At 67.3% G+C, this 16,614-nt stretch carries 12 protein-coding genes; 7 read left to right on the forward strand and 5 right to left on the reverse strand.

Annotated features, from left to right (window positions below):
- Positions 1-106: 106 nt before the first annotated feature.
- From ACWD3C_RS45765 to ACWD3C_RS45785, 5 genes are all read right to left on the reverse strand, one after another.
- A complete protein-coding gene (locus tag ACWD3C_RS45765) occupies positions 107-661 on the reverse strand; it encodes a transposase (RefSeq protein ID WP_451154283.1) in 555 nt (184 codons plus the stop codon).
- A complete protein-coding gene (locus tag ACWD3C_RS45770) occupies positions 658-1,239 on the reverse strand; it encodes a helix-turn-helix domain-containing protein (RefSeq protein ID WP_451154285.1) in 582 nt (193 codons plus the stop codon). Before ACWD3C_RS45770 ends, ACWD3C_RS45765 begins: the two co-directional genes overlap by 4 nt.
- A gap of 59 nt (positions 1,240-1,298) precedes the next feature.
- A complete protein-coding gene (locus ACWD3C_RS45775) occupies positions 1,299-1,604 on the reverse strand; it encodes a hypothetical protein (RefSeq protein WP_451154287.1) in 306 nt (101 codons plus the stop codon).
- A 395-nt stretch (positions 1,605-1,999) separates the two neighbouring features.
- Positions 2,000-2,173, reverse strand: coding sequence for a hypothetical protein (locus ACWD3C_RS45780; protein WP_451154289.1), 174 nt, complete (start codon positions 2,171-2,173; stop codon positions 2,000-2,002).
- Between the two features lie 309 nt (positions 2,174-2,482).
- Positions 2,483-2,941: an Lrp/AsnC family transcriptional regulator gene (locus ACWD3C_RS45785; protein WP_451154291.1), complete on the reverse strand. Its 459-nt coding sequence runs from the start codon at positions 2,939-2,941 to the stop codon at positions 2,483-2,485.
- A 63-nt stretch (positions 2,942-3,004) separates the two neighbouring features.
- Here ACWD3C_RS45785 and ACWD3C_RS45790 point away from each other — a divergent pair, with 63 nt between their 5' ends.
- The 7 genes from ACWD3C_RS45790 to ACWD3C_RS45820 all read left to right on the forward strand — a co-directional run bounded on the left by ACWD3C_RS45790 (position 3,005) and on the right by ACWD3C_RS45820 (position 16,535).
- Positions 3,005-3,745, forward strand: coding sequence for an AzlC family ABC transporter permease (locus ACWD3C_RS45790; RefSeq protein WP_451154293.1), 741 nt, complete (start codon positions 3,005-3,007; stop codon positions 3,743-3,745).
- On the forward strand, positions 3,738-4,070 hold the full coding sequence (locus ACWD3C_RS45795) for a branched-chain amino acid transporter permease (protein ID WP_451154295.1): 333 nt from the start codon (positions 3,738-3,740) through the stop codon (positions 4,068-4,070). The genes ACWD3C_RS45790 and ACWD3C_RS45795 overlap by 8 nt, the downstream gene beginning before the upstream one ends.
- Positions 4,071-4,294: 224 nt before the next feature.
- On the forward strand, positions 4,295-4,783 hold the full coding sequence (locus tag ACWD3C_RS45800; protein ID WP_451154297.1) for a YbaK/EbsC family protein: 489 nt from the start codon (positions 4,295-4,297) through the stop codon (positions 4,781-4,783).
- A 351-nt stretch (positions 4,784-5,134) separates the two neighbouring features.
- Positions 5,135-12,640: a beta-ketoacyl synthase N-terminal-like domain-containing protein gene (locus tag ACWD3C_RS45805; RefSeq protein WP_451154299.1), complete on the forward strand. Its 7,506-nt coding sequence runs from the start codon at positions 5,135-5,137 to the stop codon at positions 12,638-12,640.
- A 278-nt stretch (positions 12,641-12,918) separates the two neighbouring features.
- On the forward strand, positions 12,919-13,980 hold the full coding sequence (locus ACWD3C_RS45810; RefSeq protein WP_451154301.1) for a kinase-like protein: 1,062 nt from the start codon (positions 12,919-12,921) through the stop codon (positions 13,978-13,980).
- Positions 13,981-14,033: 53 nt separating this feature from the next.
- Entirely contained in the window at positions 14,034-15,881 is a 1,848-nt protein-coding gene (locus ACWD3C_RS45815) for an FAD-dependent oxidoreductase (protein ID WP_451154303.1), read from the forward strand.
- A gap of 63 nt (positions 15,882-15,944) precedes the next feature.
- Positions 15,945-16,535, forward strand: a complete 591-nt coding sequence (locus tag ACWD3C_RS45820) for an NAD(P)-binding domain-containing protein (protein WP_451154305.1) — start codon at positions 15,945-15,947, stop codon at positions 16,533-16,535.
- Positions 16,536-16,614: the final 79 nt, after the last annotated feature.

Here is a 16,614-nt window from a genome sequence, read left to right on the forward strand (position 1 = left end):
AAGACCCCAAGCCGTTCATCTGGACCAAGACAGCCGAAGAGATCCTCGACTCCCTCGCCCGCTTCTGCCGACGGATCTCTGGCGCAGGACACTAGTGCTGCGTTCCTCAAAGCCGGTAGACGAACTTCCGGCGGAGTCGGCGGTGGGGTGATGGAGGTCGTCCCCAGATCCACGGCTGGGCGCGGGCGTTGAGCTGGGCGGTGGCCAGGCGGGTGGCCTGGTCGATCTCGTCGGGACCGGCGAAGCTCTGCCCGGCCAGGGCGGCCTTGCGGAAGATCCGCCACCAGCCCTCGGCCATGTTCAGCCAGCACGCGCCGACGGGGATGAAGACCTGATGGATCCTCGGATGCTTCCTCAGCCACCGGCGGATGGGGCCGCTGGTATGGCTGGAGAGGTTGTCGGCGACGACGTAGACCTGCCCCCGCGGGTTGGCCCGGGCGATCTCCCGCAGCAGCTTCAGCCAGCCGGCGGTGTTGCGCGACGGCGCGCAGAGGGTCACCTCCTGGCCGTCGCGGATGCGCAACCCCCCGTAGACCCAGGTCTTCTGGCTGCCGCGGGCGTACTCCAGCGGCGCCTTGATCCGGTGCCCGTCCGGGGACCAGCCCGGCGCGGGAGCGAAGGTACGGGGGATCACCGGGCCGGGCTCGTCGGCGCAGATCACCGTGGAGCGCGGCGGCGGGTGGGTGTAGAGGCCGACGCCTGCCGCCCTTTTGGGGCGAAGTCCGGGTCGGTGCTGGTGGCCCAGGAGCGCGGGTGCCGCCAGCGCACCCCCTCGGCCAGCAGGATCCGGCGCACCTGGCTGCGGTGGACGTCGATGCCCTGGGCGCGGGCGGCCTCGGTGAGCGTGTCCAGGGTCCAGGTGGGCGGCCCTTCCTCGTCGGCGGCTTCCAGCTCGCCGCCGTCATTCCTCGTGGGACGGCCGGGGGGATCGCCTTGGGCCAGGGCGGTCAGGGCCGAGCGTTCGTCCTCGGTCAGCCGACGGGGGCGTCCGGGGATCGGCCGGTCGCCGAGCCCGTCCAGGCCCTCGGCGTTGAACCGCGCCAGGCGCTCGCGCACCGTCTGCGGGTGACAGCCCAGCTCGCGGGCGATCGCGGTGGTGTGCAGCCCCTGCCAGCTGGCCGTGATCATCCGGGCCCGCAGGATCCAGTCTCCGGGCGCGTGCCGGGCCCCCGCCAGCTTGCGGATCTTTCGTTCCTCGACCGGATCGGTCGGCGGCCTCGCATACAGAAACTTCGGCATGGCGCGCCCCTTCCCACGCACCCCCTACCGAACATACGACCGCCTTGAGGAACGCAGCACTAGGTGACGAGTACGAGGAAGAGGGCAGGCAGAAGGCCCACGCCGAAGCCGGCCAGGATCAGCGGGATCGGCGGAAGGAGGGCAAGGCCCACGATGCCGAGCGTGGAGGTGAGCTGGGCCGCGAGGAAAACCATGCGACGTGACAAGCGCGCCCCCACGGCGGCGTACACCTCCGCACCCGCGATCCCGCCGACGGCCAGGCAGGACATCACCAGCCCCAGGCCGCCCGGCGAATCCTCTCCGACGAGGTACACCGGCAGGATCAGGTTCTGCAGGGGGCGAGGACGATGGTGCTGCCCGCCCACACCAGAGTGATCGCGCCAGCAGCGGGTCGCACCGCAGCACGCCGAGTCCGCGCGTGACATCGGTCAGCAGGCTGCTACCTTCCGCGGACGGCACCGACTGCGCGCCGACGTCCTTCGGGAGCGTCATCGTGACGAGTGCGGCGAGGGCAGAACACGCGGCAGTGACCCACAGCCGGTCGTCGGGTCAACGAACATGATGAGTGCACCGGCCGCTGCAGGGCCGAGGACCACCACACCGCTGCCGATGCTCCCCCGTAGCCCGGCCAGCCGCTCCATGCCGCACCCTGTGGCGGAGGCGATATCGGCGGCCAGTGCCTCCCTCACGGTCATCCCCGGTACGTCACAGACCGCACCGGCAACACCAAGCACCACAAACGAGGCGACTGTCAGGCCGGTCAACCCGTCGACCACTGGCCTGCCGCGACGCACACGGCGGATGCCAGGTCGGCAGCCGCCGACAGCCGCCGTCGGCCGACCCGGTCGATGAACACGCATCCGGCCACCGCCGACAGCAGCATCGGCAGCACTCCCGACTCACCGGCGGCGTCGATGGTGAACTGGTGCGGCAACGGGCCCCCTTGGTGAGGTCGGCAGACTTCAACCGTGTCTCTACCGAGGGACCCGTTCCTTCATGCCCGTCCCGCAGAGACCGAACGATCACCCACGGCGGCTTCCTTGAACACCGTTCGGTTCTCTACAACGCACTCAGCTTGAGATAAAACCTCGCCGCTCGAACACGACCGCAAGTCGGCTTCGCCGGCTTGGCATGCGCACCATCTACTCCGGTTTGCCCTGACTTCCGACCGTGTCGCGAAGCCTGCTTGTGCGACAGGAGGAGCTGGTCGGAGCTGTTCGAATCCGCAGGTTTTATCTCAAGCTCAGTCCGTCACCTTGATCTTCTTCATCGTGGGCTGGGAGATTACCCGGGCCACACCGGGAATGCCGATGATCTTCTTGGTCTGGAACGCCTCGTACGCGGCGTAGTCAGCGACCAAGACGCGCAGGTAGTAGTCCGGCGTACCGAACACCCGGCGGAATTCCACAACTTCTTCGTACGCCGCGATAGTGGCTTCTAGCCCCTCCAGGGTCTTCAGGTCGCTGACGGAGACTTCGATGCAGACCATCACCTCCAGCCCCCAGCCGATCGCCTCGTGGTTGACGACGGCTCGATAGCCGGTGATGACCCCGAGTTCCTCCAGGCGCTTGACACGCCGCAGGCACGGCGGAGGCGTGAGCCCGACCCGCTTGGCCAGCTCGACGTTGGTCAGCCGGCCATCCTGCTGGAGTTGAAATAAAATGTCGCGGTCGACGTCATCAAGTTTCTTATTGTTGCGCATGCGGCGATCTTACAGTCGCAACTCGCAACCAAAAACGCGTGCCGCTTTTATAGGATTGCCCGCATGGCGACACCACCTGTCGAACACATTGGCCCACCTTCCACCGACCAGCCCTGGGGGCTGTGGACCGACCTGAAACTGGCAGTCAGGGACTCTGGTTCCGTCGGTCTGGGCGCGTTCCCGATGGGTGTCGCCTTCGGTATCTTGGTCACCCACTCTGGTCTCCAGTGGTGGTGGGCGAGTGTCATCTCCGGTTTCATCTACGCTGGTTCGCTGGAGTTCCTCTTCCTCGGACTGGTCCTGAGCGCCGCTCCGCTCGCCTCCGTCGCGTTGACGGCGTTCCTGGTCAACTTCCGGCACGTCTTCTACGCTCTGTCCTTCCCCCTCTACCGTGTACAGGGCCGCCTCGGCAAGACCTACAGCACCTTCGCGCTGTCCGACGAGGCCTACGCGGTGACGGTCAGTGAGACCGCGCACGCCTACCCGAGTCGCCGCATCTTATGGCTCCAGGTGTTTATCCACCTGTACTGGGTCGGCGGTTCGACGACCGGGGCGCTGCTCGGCTCGGTGGTTCCCGGCCAGGTCGTCGGTCTGGACTTCGCGGTGACCGCACTGTTCACCGTCCTCGCCCTCGACGCCTTCCGTGCCTCCCATGACATTCCCCTCCCCGTCCTGGCCTTGGCGTGTGCACTCGTCGGCCGGTTCGTCTTCCCCGGTCAGATGCTGCTGACCGCCTTTCTGATGTTCGCCGTCGGCCTGACGGTCCGGTACGCCTGGAAGCGCAAGGGACATGCTCATGCCTGATACCGGTTACCTGATAGCCGCAGTCGCCGTCGCCGTCGTGGTTACCTGGGCCCTGCGCGCCCTCCCATTCGCCGCTCTCGCGCCGCTGCGGTCCAGCCCGCTGGTCGCCTACCTCAGGACGGCGATGCCCGTCGGCGTCATGGTCATCCTCGCCGTCTACACCCTGCGTAATTTCAGTCCGCATGTGTCCGACCGGGCCTGGCCGACGGTGGTGGCGCTGGCCGTTACCGTGGCGCTGCATTTGTGGCGCCACAACGTCCTGCTGTCCATCCTCGGTGGCACCGCCGTCCATGTCGCCCTCGCCAGTACGGTCTTCGCTCACTGATGCTGTGCGCGCGGTGCTGGCCTCCGGCGGAGGGCCGATTCTCTGTCCCTGTCCTGTCCGTCGGCATGCGGGCGGTGAGGGGGAGAGACAGGTCGCCGCCGAGCCGTGAGGCGAAATGACCGCATGACTCGCTTTGGCAGCTTACATTTCACAGCACATGCCCAGAGGAGCACACAGCAACGGGCGTGATCACGCAACGCTCTGACAGGGGAAGCAGTCGATCGATGACATCCGATGACATTTACTACAAACTGGTCACTCTGCTCGACGAACGGGGCGCCGCGTACCGCGTCATCGAGCACGAGCCCGAGGGGGTCACGGAGGCAGTGAGCCGGCTGCGCGGGCACGACTCGCGGCAGGCTGCCAAGTGCATCGTCGTGATGGTCAAGGTCGGCAAGAAGGTGACCCGCTACGCCGCGGCCGTCCTCCCGGGCGACCGGCGAGTCGACTTCGATAGGATCAAAGCGCTGTACAATGGGACGTATGCCGCCTTCGCCTCCCGGGAGCAGGCCGAGCAGCTGGCCGGAACGCCGGTCGGTACGATCCCGCCGTTCTCCTTCGACGAACGGCTGGAGTTGTTCGTCGACCCGGAACTGCTCCGATATTCCGAGGTGTTCTTCAACGCGGGTCGCCTGGACCGGACCATTGCCCTGGCGACTGCGGACTACCAGTCCATCGCCCAGCCTAGGGTGGAGGAGATCGCTCAGCCCTAACGTCGCGGTATACCCTCCGGCTGTTTGCCCATCACCAGTCCCATGACCGCCAGCCCGTACAACGCGGCAACACCGCTCTCATCCGAACGCGGTACGGCGACCGGCGGTCGTCGCCGTGGCCGCCCTTCTCGGAGACCCCAGGTGTCGGCCGTTGCCCCGGGTCGGGCCGCTCCGCGTCACACGCCCGTGTCTGTGCGGGGCGGCCGCCCGTCCGGCCAACCGCTGGACGTGCCGTGGAGAGCTGCCGTTCTCCACAGTCACCGGCGATCATTCGGCCGTACCGGGAACCACGGAACGCGTCCCCTGGGCCTGCCGATTACTCCTTTGGGAGACGAGGATCTGCTTCAGCTCGTGCTTCCTCCACTGCGGGCCGATATGAAGCTCGACGAGGACTACTGGTGCTCGACCGGCAGCCGCACCGGCGCCCGGCTTTCCGTGCCCTGTGTGGTGTACGGCGGTGCCGACGACCTGACCGTGACCCGTGAGGAACTCCACGCCTGGCACGAACACTTCGACGAGGAATCCGCCGTCGGAGTGGAGACCTTTCCGGGCGGGCACTTCTATACCGTCAGTGCGCAGGCCGCCCTGCTGGACAGCATCACCCGCCACCTCAACCGGGTGCGGGCCTGGGCCAGCCCGTCCATCGCCGTCGCGGGCACTTCGTACCCCGCCACGGGCCCCGGTATCTGGGAACGGTTCAGCCGCCAGGTGGAGTTAGGCCCGGAAAAACTGGCGTTAGCCGACGGCGAGCAGCGCTGGACGTATCGCGAGCTGGGGAACACCGTCACGGCGCTGGCATCGGATCTGTCCGCGCTCGGGACCCGCAAAGGCGATGTCATCGGCCTCCTTCTCCCGCACTCCGCGGAGTACTGCATCAGCCTGCTCGCCTGCCTCGGACTCGGTGCCCCGGCCTGCCTGCTGGAGAAGAACTGGCCGCCCTCGCTGCTGGCCCGGTTCCTGAAGAGCGCGGGCGTCAGGATGGTGGTGACCACCCCAGAGCTCGCCGGACTTCTCCCCACTGCCTTCCAAGCCCCCGACAGGCTTCTCGTCCTAGACGAAGTCCGATGCAGCGCTGCGGCACGCTGCACTCACGGCGGACGATGTACCGACGCTGGCCGACGCGGCGGGCAGGACAGTGGCGCCGACGCGTCGCTGCCGGTGTTCGCGCACCCGGAGCCGTCCGATATCGCCCTCATCTCCATGACGAGCGGCACGTCGGGAACGCCTAAGGCGGTGCTCAATACGCACCGAGGCTGCTTCTACTGCTTCGACGCCCGATACGACCTCTACCCCTACGGTGAAGCATCATGTGACGGGCTGAACGTCTTCTTCGGGTGGGAGTGCCTGAGGCCTCTTCTGCAGGGAAAACCTGCGGTGGTTGTTCCGGACGATCACATCTTCGACCCCGTCCGGCTCGTGGACACCCTCGAGAACTCCAGGATCACCCGCATCGTGGTTCCGCCCTCACTCTTCGAGAGCGTCCTCGACCACCCGGCCGTGGGGCCCGAACTGTCCGATCGGCTCGCGCACATGGAGATCGTGTTCCTGATGGGCGAGGTGGTGCCGACCCGCATCGTCGATAAAGCGGCCCGGCTGCTCCCGCCCCACGTCAGGCTCGTCAATGCCTACAGCACCTGGGAGAGCCTGGACGTTTCGTTCGCCAATCTGCTCCCCACGGACGGCGCTGGGACACCGGGAACGTCCTCTTTCGCGACGGTCGGCCGTATTCTCGACGGCAGCGCCGCGATCGTTCTCAACGAGCAAGGAGAGCCGGTCCCGTACGGGGGCGTGGGGGAGCTGTACTTCTCCAGTCCCGGAGTTGCCGTCGGCTACCTCGACGACCAGGAGAAGACTGCGGAACGCTTCGTGCCCTGCCCGCCGGCGCTCGCTCATACTCTCTTCGCAGGTGAGACCTTCTACCGCACCGGCGATCGTGCCAGGCTCCTGCCCGCTGGCGATATCGAGATTCTCGGCCGGATCGGCGACATCGTGAAGCTGCGGGGTTTCAAAGTGTCGCTGCGCGCCGTCGAGAACGTCCTGGCGGAGCAGGAAGGCGTAGCACGGGTCGTCGTACGGCCCAGACTGGACAGCCAGACACATCAACCGACGAGCCTGATCGCGTACGTGTTAGGCGACCGGGGAAAGCCGTCGGAAACTGTACTGGCGCGATTGCGACGCAAGGCCGGGCGTGACCTCCCGGAGTACGCTCGGCCCCGGCATGTCATCGGCCTTGACCAGTTCCCCGTCAGCAGAAGCGGCTCACGCAAGATCGATTTTGCCGCCCTGCCCGCTCCGCCCGAGGACACCGCACAGACCACAGCACCTGCCTTTCCGCTGACGTCGATGGAGCAGCGCATTGCCGAGGCGTGGCGCGAGGTGCTCGGTGTCCCTGCGCTCGGCCCCGACGACAACTTCTTCGACGTGGGCGGTGATTCGCTCAGCGCGGCCCGGCTGTCCGGACTGCTGTCGGACCGGCTCGGGATAGTGCTCCCGGTCGTCGAGGTCTTCCAGCACAGCACCCTCAGGGACATGGCCGGGCACTGCTCGGGCAGCCGGAACGGTGGCGGGAAGGCTGCGGAAGCCGCAGAACCCCCTCGCCGGGCCCAACGAGCCGGGACGACCAGACTGGCCGTCGTCGGAATGGCAGGCCGTTTCCCCGGGGCGGCAACCGTCGCTGCCTTCTGGGAGCTGCTGAAGAACGGGACGGACTCGCTCACCACCTTCTCCCCGGAACAGCTGAGAAAGAAAGGCGTCCCGGAGGAGGTCCTGGCACACCCGAGTTGGGTGCCAGCCGCCCAACTCATCGACGACGCCGACAAGTTCGACGCCGAATTCTGGGGGATCGGACAGCGGGAAGCCACATTGATGGACCCGCAGCATCGAGCCTTCGTCGAAGTTGCCTGGTCGGCGCTCGAGCAGGCGGGATATGCCCGGAGGGACAATCCGTACCGTCGCCGGACCGGAGTCTTCGCAGCCTGCGGCATCGACGGCTATCTCATCCACCACCTGAAGGGCGGCGGACTGACGGACCCCCTGGATCCGGCCGGAGTGTTCCTCACCGAGATCGGCAACGAGAAGGACTACATCGCCACCAGGGTCGCGTACCTGATGGACCTCGGCGGACCGGCTATCACGGTCACCTCGGCCTGCAGCAGCGCCCTAGTCGCCGTGGCCCAGGCCGCCCAATCAATCATGTCGGGGCAGTGTGACATGGCGGTGGCCGGAGCCTCGTCGCTCAACTTCCCGAACTTCGGATACCGCTACGAAGACGGGCTGGTGGGCAGCGGGGACGGCCATGTCCGTCCCTTCGACGACGCGGCAAGCGGCACTCTGTTCGGCGATTCCGTCGGTGCGGTTGTCCTCAAGCGCCTCGACGACGCCCTCGAGGACGGCGATCACATCTGGGCAGTGCTCAGCGGCTACGGCGTCTCCAACGACGGGCGGAGGAAGGCCGGGTACACCGCGCCGAGTGCGCTGGCGCAGGCGCAGTGCATCTCCGACGCGATCACCATGGCCGGGATCGACTCCGGTCAGCTCTCGTACGTCGAGTGCCACGCCACCGCGACTCACATCGGCGACGCCATCGAGCTCAAGGGACTTCTCGACGCGTTCACCCGCCACGGTGGGGGAGACAGGCTGCGCACCGGCGGCTGTCCCATCGGCAGCGTCAAGGGGAACATTGGCCATGCGAACTGCGCGGCCGGCATCACCGGCTTCATCAAAACAGTGCTGTGTCTCTACCACCGTGCGCTCGTCCCCACCGTGAATCACCAGAACCTCAACCCGAAACTCGTCGACTTCGTCGACTGCGAGGGATCCCCCTTCACCGTCCAGCAGACCCACGAAGAGTGGGGGGTCGCCGATCCCGCCAAGCAACTTCCGCGGCGGGCAGGAGTGTCCAGCTTCGGGATCGGCGGAACCAATGCCCATGTCATCCTCGAGGAGGCTCCCGAGGCCGCACTGCAGGAGAAGTCCGCGGGCGCCGCGGAGGGGCCGCGAGCCGTGCACCTGGTGACCGTCTCGGCCAGGAGCGAAGGAGCGTTCCGCAGGAACGCGGACGCCATGGCGCGGTTCGTCGAAGGGCTGCCCGGCGAACAGTTGGCCGCTGCCGTCCGGTCCCTGCACCTGACGAGGGAAGCGCACCCGCTGCGCGGCAGCGCCGTTGTCATACAGGGCGCCGGAAAGGGCCCGGACCATGGCCCCGCGACAGGGCTGGACGCGTTGCGCCGCCTTGCCGAGCAGTCCCCGCGCAGCAGTCTCCGCCAGGGCCGCACCGCGACCGTGGCGTTCTGCTTCCCCGGGCAGGGATCCCAGACCGCCTTCATGGCACGCGGTCTGTATCGCGGTCGCGCGGACGGTGGCCGGTTCCGGCGGCACTTCGACGCGGCCTGCGGCACCCTCGGGCGCCACCTGCCCTTCGACCCGGCTGCCCTGATCCTCGGTGCTGACGAGAACTCCGTGATGCGGCCGGTGACGACGCAGTGCGGACTGTTCGCGGTGGAGTACGCGCTCGCGCGGACACTCATGGATCTCGGCGTCGTGCCGGTGGCCGTCGCAGGGCACAGCATCGGCGAGTACGCGGCGGCAGTGGTGTCGGGGGTGCTCACGCTTGAGGAAGCGGCAATGCTGGTGGCCGTTCGGGCCCAGGCGACCGAGGAACTGCGCCCCGATGCCGGGGCGGGCAGCAGTGACGGTGGGCCCGGCGGCGTGGGCGGCATGCTGAGTGTGGTCGGCGACGAGGACCGGCTCGCCGACTGGCTCGCGGGACGTGCCGACCTCTGGCTCGCCGTCGAGAACGCGCCCGGGCGCGTCGTCGTGGCGGGGACGGGGGCCGCGCTGCGGGAAGCAGCGGTACAGTTGCCGGAACTTGGGTTTTCCTGCAGGAAGGTTCCGGTATCCCACCCCTTCCACAGCGCGCTGATGGCACCGGTCGGCGCGCGGCTCGACGCCGTGGCCGCCAGCTTGGAGGCCAGAGCCCCAGGCGTACCGATGGCGAGTAACCTCACCGGGGCATGGCTTGACTCGCGTTACCGGCCCAGTACCTACTGGGGCGAGCATGTGACACGGACGGTCCGGTGGCGCAACGACGTCGACACCCTGCTGAAGTGGGAGCCCGACATCGTCCTGGAGGTCGGCCCAGGCCACGTCCTCACCACCCTCACCATGAAATGTCTGCAGCACAGGGGCGCAGCGGAGCCACTGACACTCACGGCCATGCCGAACGCGGTGGGCGCGGACAAGGACGACGAAGCAGGGTTCCTGGCCGCAGTCGGGGATCTATGGAGCCATGGCGTCGACCTCGACTTCGCCGCTCTGCACGAGGGTGAGCGGGCCAGCGGCGGTGGCCGCCACGACAATCGTCCCCTGCTGCCGGGCTACAGCTTTGAGCGGACCAGCTACTGGACGAATCCCGAGGCATCCCCGTACGTGGACGTGTCCACCGACCCATCCACCGGCCGCGGAACCGGTGACGTCGCGGCCGAGAGCGGCTTTCCCTACGCTGATGAGGCGGCACGGCAGCTCGTCCGGTTCGTCGAGAAGCAGGACGCAACGGTGCGGCTGTACTGCCTCCCCTACGCGGGCGGGAACGCGGGCGCGTTCCGGTCGTGGGCCCGTACGGCGCCGCCGTGGCTCGATGTCGTGGCGGTGGAACTGCCCGGGAGGAACGACCAGGCGCACCGCGCCATCCCCAGAAACGACGACGAGGACGCGGCCCTGCTGGAGCGCCTGGCCGCCGCCATCCGCTCGGACGCAGGCCCGGCCGCCGTGGCCCTATGCGGTCTAAGCCTTGGTGCTTCCCTCGCACTGGACCTGCTGGGCGGGCCGCTCGCCGATTGGGCCCGAGAGGGCCGGGTCACCGCCGTGTCGCTCGTCGGCCGCGCGCCCTTCACCTCCCGGGCGCATCCGGAGGCCCCGCTCGATTCGTACCTCATGGTTCCCAACGAACTGCGGGACGACGTGCAATGGAAGGAGAACGTGCTGCCGCTGCTCCAGGCGGACCTCGCCCTGGACGCCCGCGCGCAGCGGCGGGCCGTCGAGCGGCAGCAGGACCGGGGGACGCAGTTGATCGACAGCCCGCTCCAGGTGCACTGCGGCACGCAGGACCCGTCGTTCCCCAGCGCATCGGCCCGGGAATGGGCCGAGATCAGCGCAAGCCCTGTCGTGGAGGTGCACGCCCACGAGGGGGCGCACGACTTCATGCTCCACCACCGCGAGGCCATTTTGGACCTGCTCGTCGGCTTCCTCGACCGTCTCGCCCCGCACCTGGCGTCCGGCCGGGAGGAGGGGACGGCCCGGCTCCACGAAGTGCGCTGGGTGCCGGCCGAGGCAATCACGGCCCCCGAGGCGACTGCCGGGAGCCGATGGATCGACCTCGACGAATCAGGGCCTGCGGCATCGCTGCGGTGGCTGCTCGAGACGCTGACCGAGCCGGCGGCACGGGCGGCGCTCGTGTGCCGGATGACCGCGGGAAAGACCCCGGAGCAGCACTGCCAGGACTTCCTCAGCCTGCTGCAGTCCCTCGCGCAGGCCGATGCACGCGGGCACCTGGACCTGGTGCTGCCAGCCCGGGACACCAGCGGCCTGGTGGCGGGCATGACACGCTCCTTCGTCCTGGAGGAACCGGGGCTCACGGTGCGGCGTGTCTACGTCCATGACGGGACAGCAGCTCGTGCCGGGGAGACTCCCGAGGAGACCGCTGTGCGGATCGATCGGCTGCTGCGCAGGATGGCGCCCCACGAGAGGGAGAGCGACATCCTCCACCGCGGCGGCCACCTCTTCGCCCAGCGGTTACTGCCAGCCGCCCTGCCGGAGTTACCCCCGGGAACCCTCGGTACCGCCGAGGGCAGCTATCTGATCACGGGTGGCACCGGCGGTATCGGCCCTACAGTCACGGACTGGCTGATCCACCACCAGGGGGTCGCGCCCGGACGGGTCATCGTGTCTGGCCGGAAGGACCCCCACGACCTGCGCCGAGGTGTCCGGTTCCTGGAGATGGACCTCGCGCGACCGGTCGACGTGCACGCGTGTGCCGAGGGGACCGGTCCGCTCGCGGGCATCGTCCACCTCGCCGGTGTCCTCGACGACGGTGTGCTGCGGCACCTGGACGCCTCCCGGTTCCCGGCCGTACTCGCCCCAAAGCTCGGGCTACCGCAGTTGACGGAGCTGGGGCGTACGGCCGGGGCACCCTGGATCGCCGTGTTCTCCTCCACCAGCGCCCTGCTCGGCGCCGCCGGTCAGGCCAACTACGCTGCCGCGAATGCCTGGATGGACGCCCACGCGATGTGGCCCCCTGCGCAGACGGCGCCGAGCGTGGTCTCGATCAACTGGGGTACCTGGGGCGAGGTGGGGATGGCGGCCAGCCACGCCAAGGCGCTGGACGCGGCCCGGGCGGCCGGGGAGACGCCGCTGCGTTCCGGACAGGCGCTGCACCTGTTCGGCAAAATCCTCGCAGCCATGCTGTCCGGGGGCGCGACGGGCCGGAACTTCGCCGTGTGCGACGTTGACTGGCACGCGTCGCCCTGGGCGGGCTCCCCTCTGGTCTCAGTGCTAACGGAGCCGGAGGCACACACTTCGGTACGCGGCCGGCCGCGCCAAATCGATGTTCCTGCCGGTCCCGCAGACGCTAATGCCGCGGCGCCGGAGGGTGGAGAGGACGGTGTCCGGTCCTTCCTGACCACGTACGTCCACCGGTGGGACGAGTCGAAGCGGCTGACGGACCTCGGGCTGGACTCGCTGGACTTCGCTCGGATGCGCGGTGAGTTTTCCCGGCTGTTCGGCAAGGAGGTGCCCTTGGCGGCGTTCACCAAGCCCGACCTGCTCCTCGGCGAACTCCATGCGTTCCTCTCGGCATGCTGAGCCCACAGAAGACGGTGCCAAGCTGAAGGAGAGAGATGTCCACGGTGGACAGTGCGCTGCACGGCCGACCAAGCCCCCGGCCTGCCACGGCCTATGAGGAAACCATCCGGGAGATCGAACGGTGGAGTACCTGCGAGCCGTCACCTGACGCGCTGTCCTTCCTGCTCTCCGCGAAGGCGCAGGCCGCCGTCCGTGGTCTCCAGGACGCGCGGGACCAGCGGTTCGACCCGGTCGCCGCGTGGCACCGGAGCGCCGTCGACAAGCACCTCACGCCCCTGTTGCTGGCAGCAGCCGAAGACCGGTCACCTGGTCAGGCCGAGGTCGACGCGCTGGCCGCGGCCACTCCCGACGATCCGATTCCCTCGGCGTTCCTGCCCGGCGGTGCGACGGTTTCCCCGCGTGCGGTCATCCGGGAACGCATCGACCTGTTGAAGGGCGTCCTGGAGCCGTTCACCGACTGGTGGCGTTCCTACTTCTCTGACAGCAGAGGCGTAGAGGTTCCGCTGACCGAACTGTGGCGGCTATACCTCCCGCTCGCCCAGTGGATCGTGCACGAGAAGAGAAGGCTCCGGCCCGACGGGCTGTTCATGGTCGGGTTCAATGGAAGCCCGGGCGCAGGGAAGACGGTGCTGACGAACGCTCTCGCGGTGGTACTGAATCACCTTCTCGACAGTGCCGAAGGACAGGCCGTCGCCCGCAGCGGGGACGACTGGTACCTCGGCAGGGAGGAGCGGGAGCTGCTGAGGGGGCATGGTTACGCCCCTGGCGTGCCCGGCGTCTCGAACCGTTCCCTGCCCGGGACCCACGACCTTGGCTGGCTGAAACGCAATTTGCACGAAATGGAGCTGAGCGGGGAGGCGAGCACCATCAGAATGGGGAGCTTCGACAAGCGCACCGACGATCAGCCTGCCGACGCGGACCGGTATGTCGAGATCCGGGGCAAGGTCGGGGTGTTCCTGTTCGATTTGTGGTACGCAGGCGCCAGAACGGATGTCGATCCGCTGAAACTACCCCGAGGGCTGCAGCGCAAGGTTGCAGAGAACCTCCCGGAATGGCGGACCGTGTTCGAGCGCATCGACGCCCTCTGGGTTTTCGACTGGCCTCCCTTCGAGCAAATGGTGCGCGAACGCGAAGCACAGGAGCGCCTCGTCGAGCAGCGCCACGGCACGCGCGGTCTGAGCCGGGAACACGTCCGCGCGTTCATGGCGTACATGATCGAGAAAGGCTGGGACTGGCGGACGACATCGCCGGTCCCTCCGGATAGCGCGGTCACCTTCCACGCCTGGCGTGACACGCACCACCGGGTGATCGCCGTACGAAAAGGAGGCCGAGCAGCGTGAGGCAGGCGAGGAAGCCGTCTTCCCCCATCACTCCGACGACGCGAACGTTCGCCATGCCGGACGTCGTGCGCCAGTTCCGTGAACTCGTGGCGGAGCAGACAACCGACCCGGGCTTCATCCACGACACCCTGATCATCGGAGGCGGGGCGGCTGGCGCCGGCGTACTGCGGGATCTGGCTTCCCGCGCCAATGCGAGCGCCGTACTTGTCGACCGCGGCCCATTCGGCGGTGAGACGTCCAGCAAGACCGGAAAGGCGATCCACCCCGGCATCCGGTATCTGAGGATGGCTTTCCATCGTGCTCTGCTCGCCGGGCACCTGCGCAAGGACCCGAAGATCAAGCAGACCTTCACACAGAATCTCCGGGCCTCCTGGCTCGATCTGAAACTGGTCTGGTACGGGACACGCGAGCGGAAGATCCTTATGGAGACGGCAGGGAACACGGTCGACGAAATTCCCAACATCGTGTTCGTCCTTCCCGACAGCCCGGAAAAGAAGTGGGCGGTGTTCTTCGGGATTTCGGTGTACGACCTGTTCACGGCCCTGTGGTCTTGGTGCAGTTTTGTCCCCAGGTCCAGCCGGATCAAGCTGTTCCGCAACAAGAAGTCCCTGCATGAACAGCTGTCGAACCTGCAGGCGGAGGACGCGCTCGGAGGGATCCTCTACTGGGACGGAAAGGCCAACAACGACAAGATTCTGGTGCTGAAGGCGATCCGTGACGCCTACCTCCGGGGGACGGATGCACACCCCATTCGCGCCATGAGCCATATCGAGGTCGAGCACTACAAGTGGCGGCAGGAGGGAGCGGGCGGCTACTTCCTGGTGACGCTGGCCAGGCGCTTCCCGGACGACGAGCTGCCCGAGAAGGTGACCGTCAAGGCCCATACGATCACCAATGCCGCCGGCCCCTGGTCGGACGAGGCACGCAATCGCACGCAGCGGCCGGACGGAACGAAGACCGTGGTGTACTCGCGGGGGTCGCACCTCGAGGTGACGAACGAGTTCATCCACCGCAGCCTGTCGCAGGACCCGAGCCTCCAGGTCGGACTGGTGCCGCTCAACGCGGAACGCCAGCACTATCTGCGGCCCTTCCATCAGCACGGCATGTGGTACATCCAGTGCACCACCACAGATCGGGCGCATGACGATCCCGATCTCGTCGTACCGCACGAGGACGAGATCGAGGAGCTGCTGCACTCCTACAACGCGTTGGTGAATGACCGGTGGAAGGTGGACCGGCAGGACATCTTCAACGTGTTTTGCGGTATTCGGCCACTCGCCTCCGGTGACGGTGGAAAGATCGCTGTCCAGGATATCTCCCGCATGTTCCGCATCACCAGGCGGGAACAAGGTGCTGGCATCGTGCACGACATGATCAACGTCAAGCTCACCGAATTCAGGTGGGCCGGCCGTGAGGTCGCCGATCGGATCGCCCGGGAACTGCGAAGGAAGAACATCAAGAAGCTCGGCAGGTCGACCACGCACCGGCTGCCGTTCCTGCCGGTGCAGGGAGAGGAGCGGTTTTCCCCCGACCGGGCCGACCAGCCTTGGAGCGACCGGGAGTTCATCCGGGAGAAGGTGCGGCATTATGTCAGCCACCAGATGGCGAGTAGCTACCGCGACTATCTGCTGAACACCGGCGGCATCAGGGACGCGGTGGTGTTCGACGACACCGGGCGCTGCGATGTCGACCTGGACGCATTGGACCTGATGCTGGGGGAAATGGCGGGCCTGCTGCACTGGGACCTTCCGCGCTGCCGTGAGGAGTGGGAGGGGTTCAAGGAGGTCTTTTGTCGCAACATGGCGACCACTGATATCGGCAAGCGTGTACAGAACCACGAACCGGCCATCGGAGCCCTGCCCTCTCGCACAGCCGAGAACGGGACCGGCGACTCTCTGTGAGCCGTGTCCCGTCGTGAACCCCGTGCGAGTCACTGCCCGTCCCCATCATGAGAGGTGTCAGGCATGTACTTCGAGAAGGACGTAAGTCCGCACGACATAGATGGTGAGACCGTCGCCGTCATCGGCTACGGCATCCAGGGCAAGGCATTCGCCGCGAACCTGCGCGACAGCGGCGTCCCCGTCATCGTGGGCAACCGCGACGACGCATACCGCAAGGCTGCGATGGAGGACGGCTTCGACACCCGGCCGATAGCCGATGCCGTCATGGACGCCTCGATCATCGTTTTGCTTATTCCGGACGAGGCGCACCCGCAGGTCTACGACCGGGAGATCGCGGCCTACCTGAACAACGGCGATCTGTTCATCATGGCCCATGGCTTCTCCGTGCGCTTCCGGCGTATCGTCCTGCCCGGGGAAGCCGACGTTGCACTGCTGGCGCCCAAGATGTTCGGCAAGCCCATCCGGGAGCGATACCTCGATGGCTCAGGGGTGCTCGCCTTCGTCGACGTCATGCAGGACGCGACGCAGCGGGCATTGCCGCGCACCCTCGCCATCGCCCAGGCCATGGGTTTCACGCGGTACGGCGTGCTCCCCGTATCCCACGCCACCGAGACGGAACTCGACCTCTTTCAGGAACAGTCACGGCAGCTGTAGTTCCGACGTCTGCACTGGTCAGCGCCTTGCCGGGGTGGGTGAGGGCATGAGGACGGCCACCGCGATCATGAACGTTTGT

This window comes from Streptomyces sp. NPDC002845 (genome assembly GCF_053591955.1).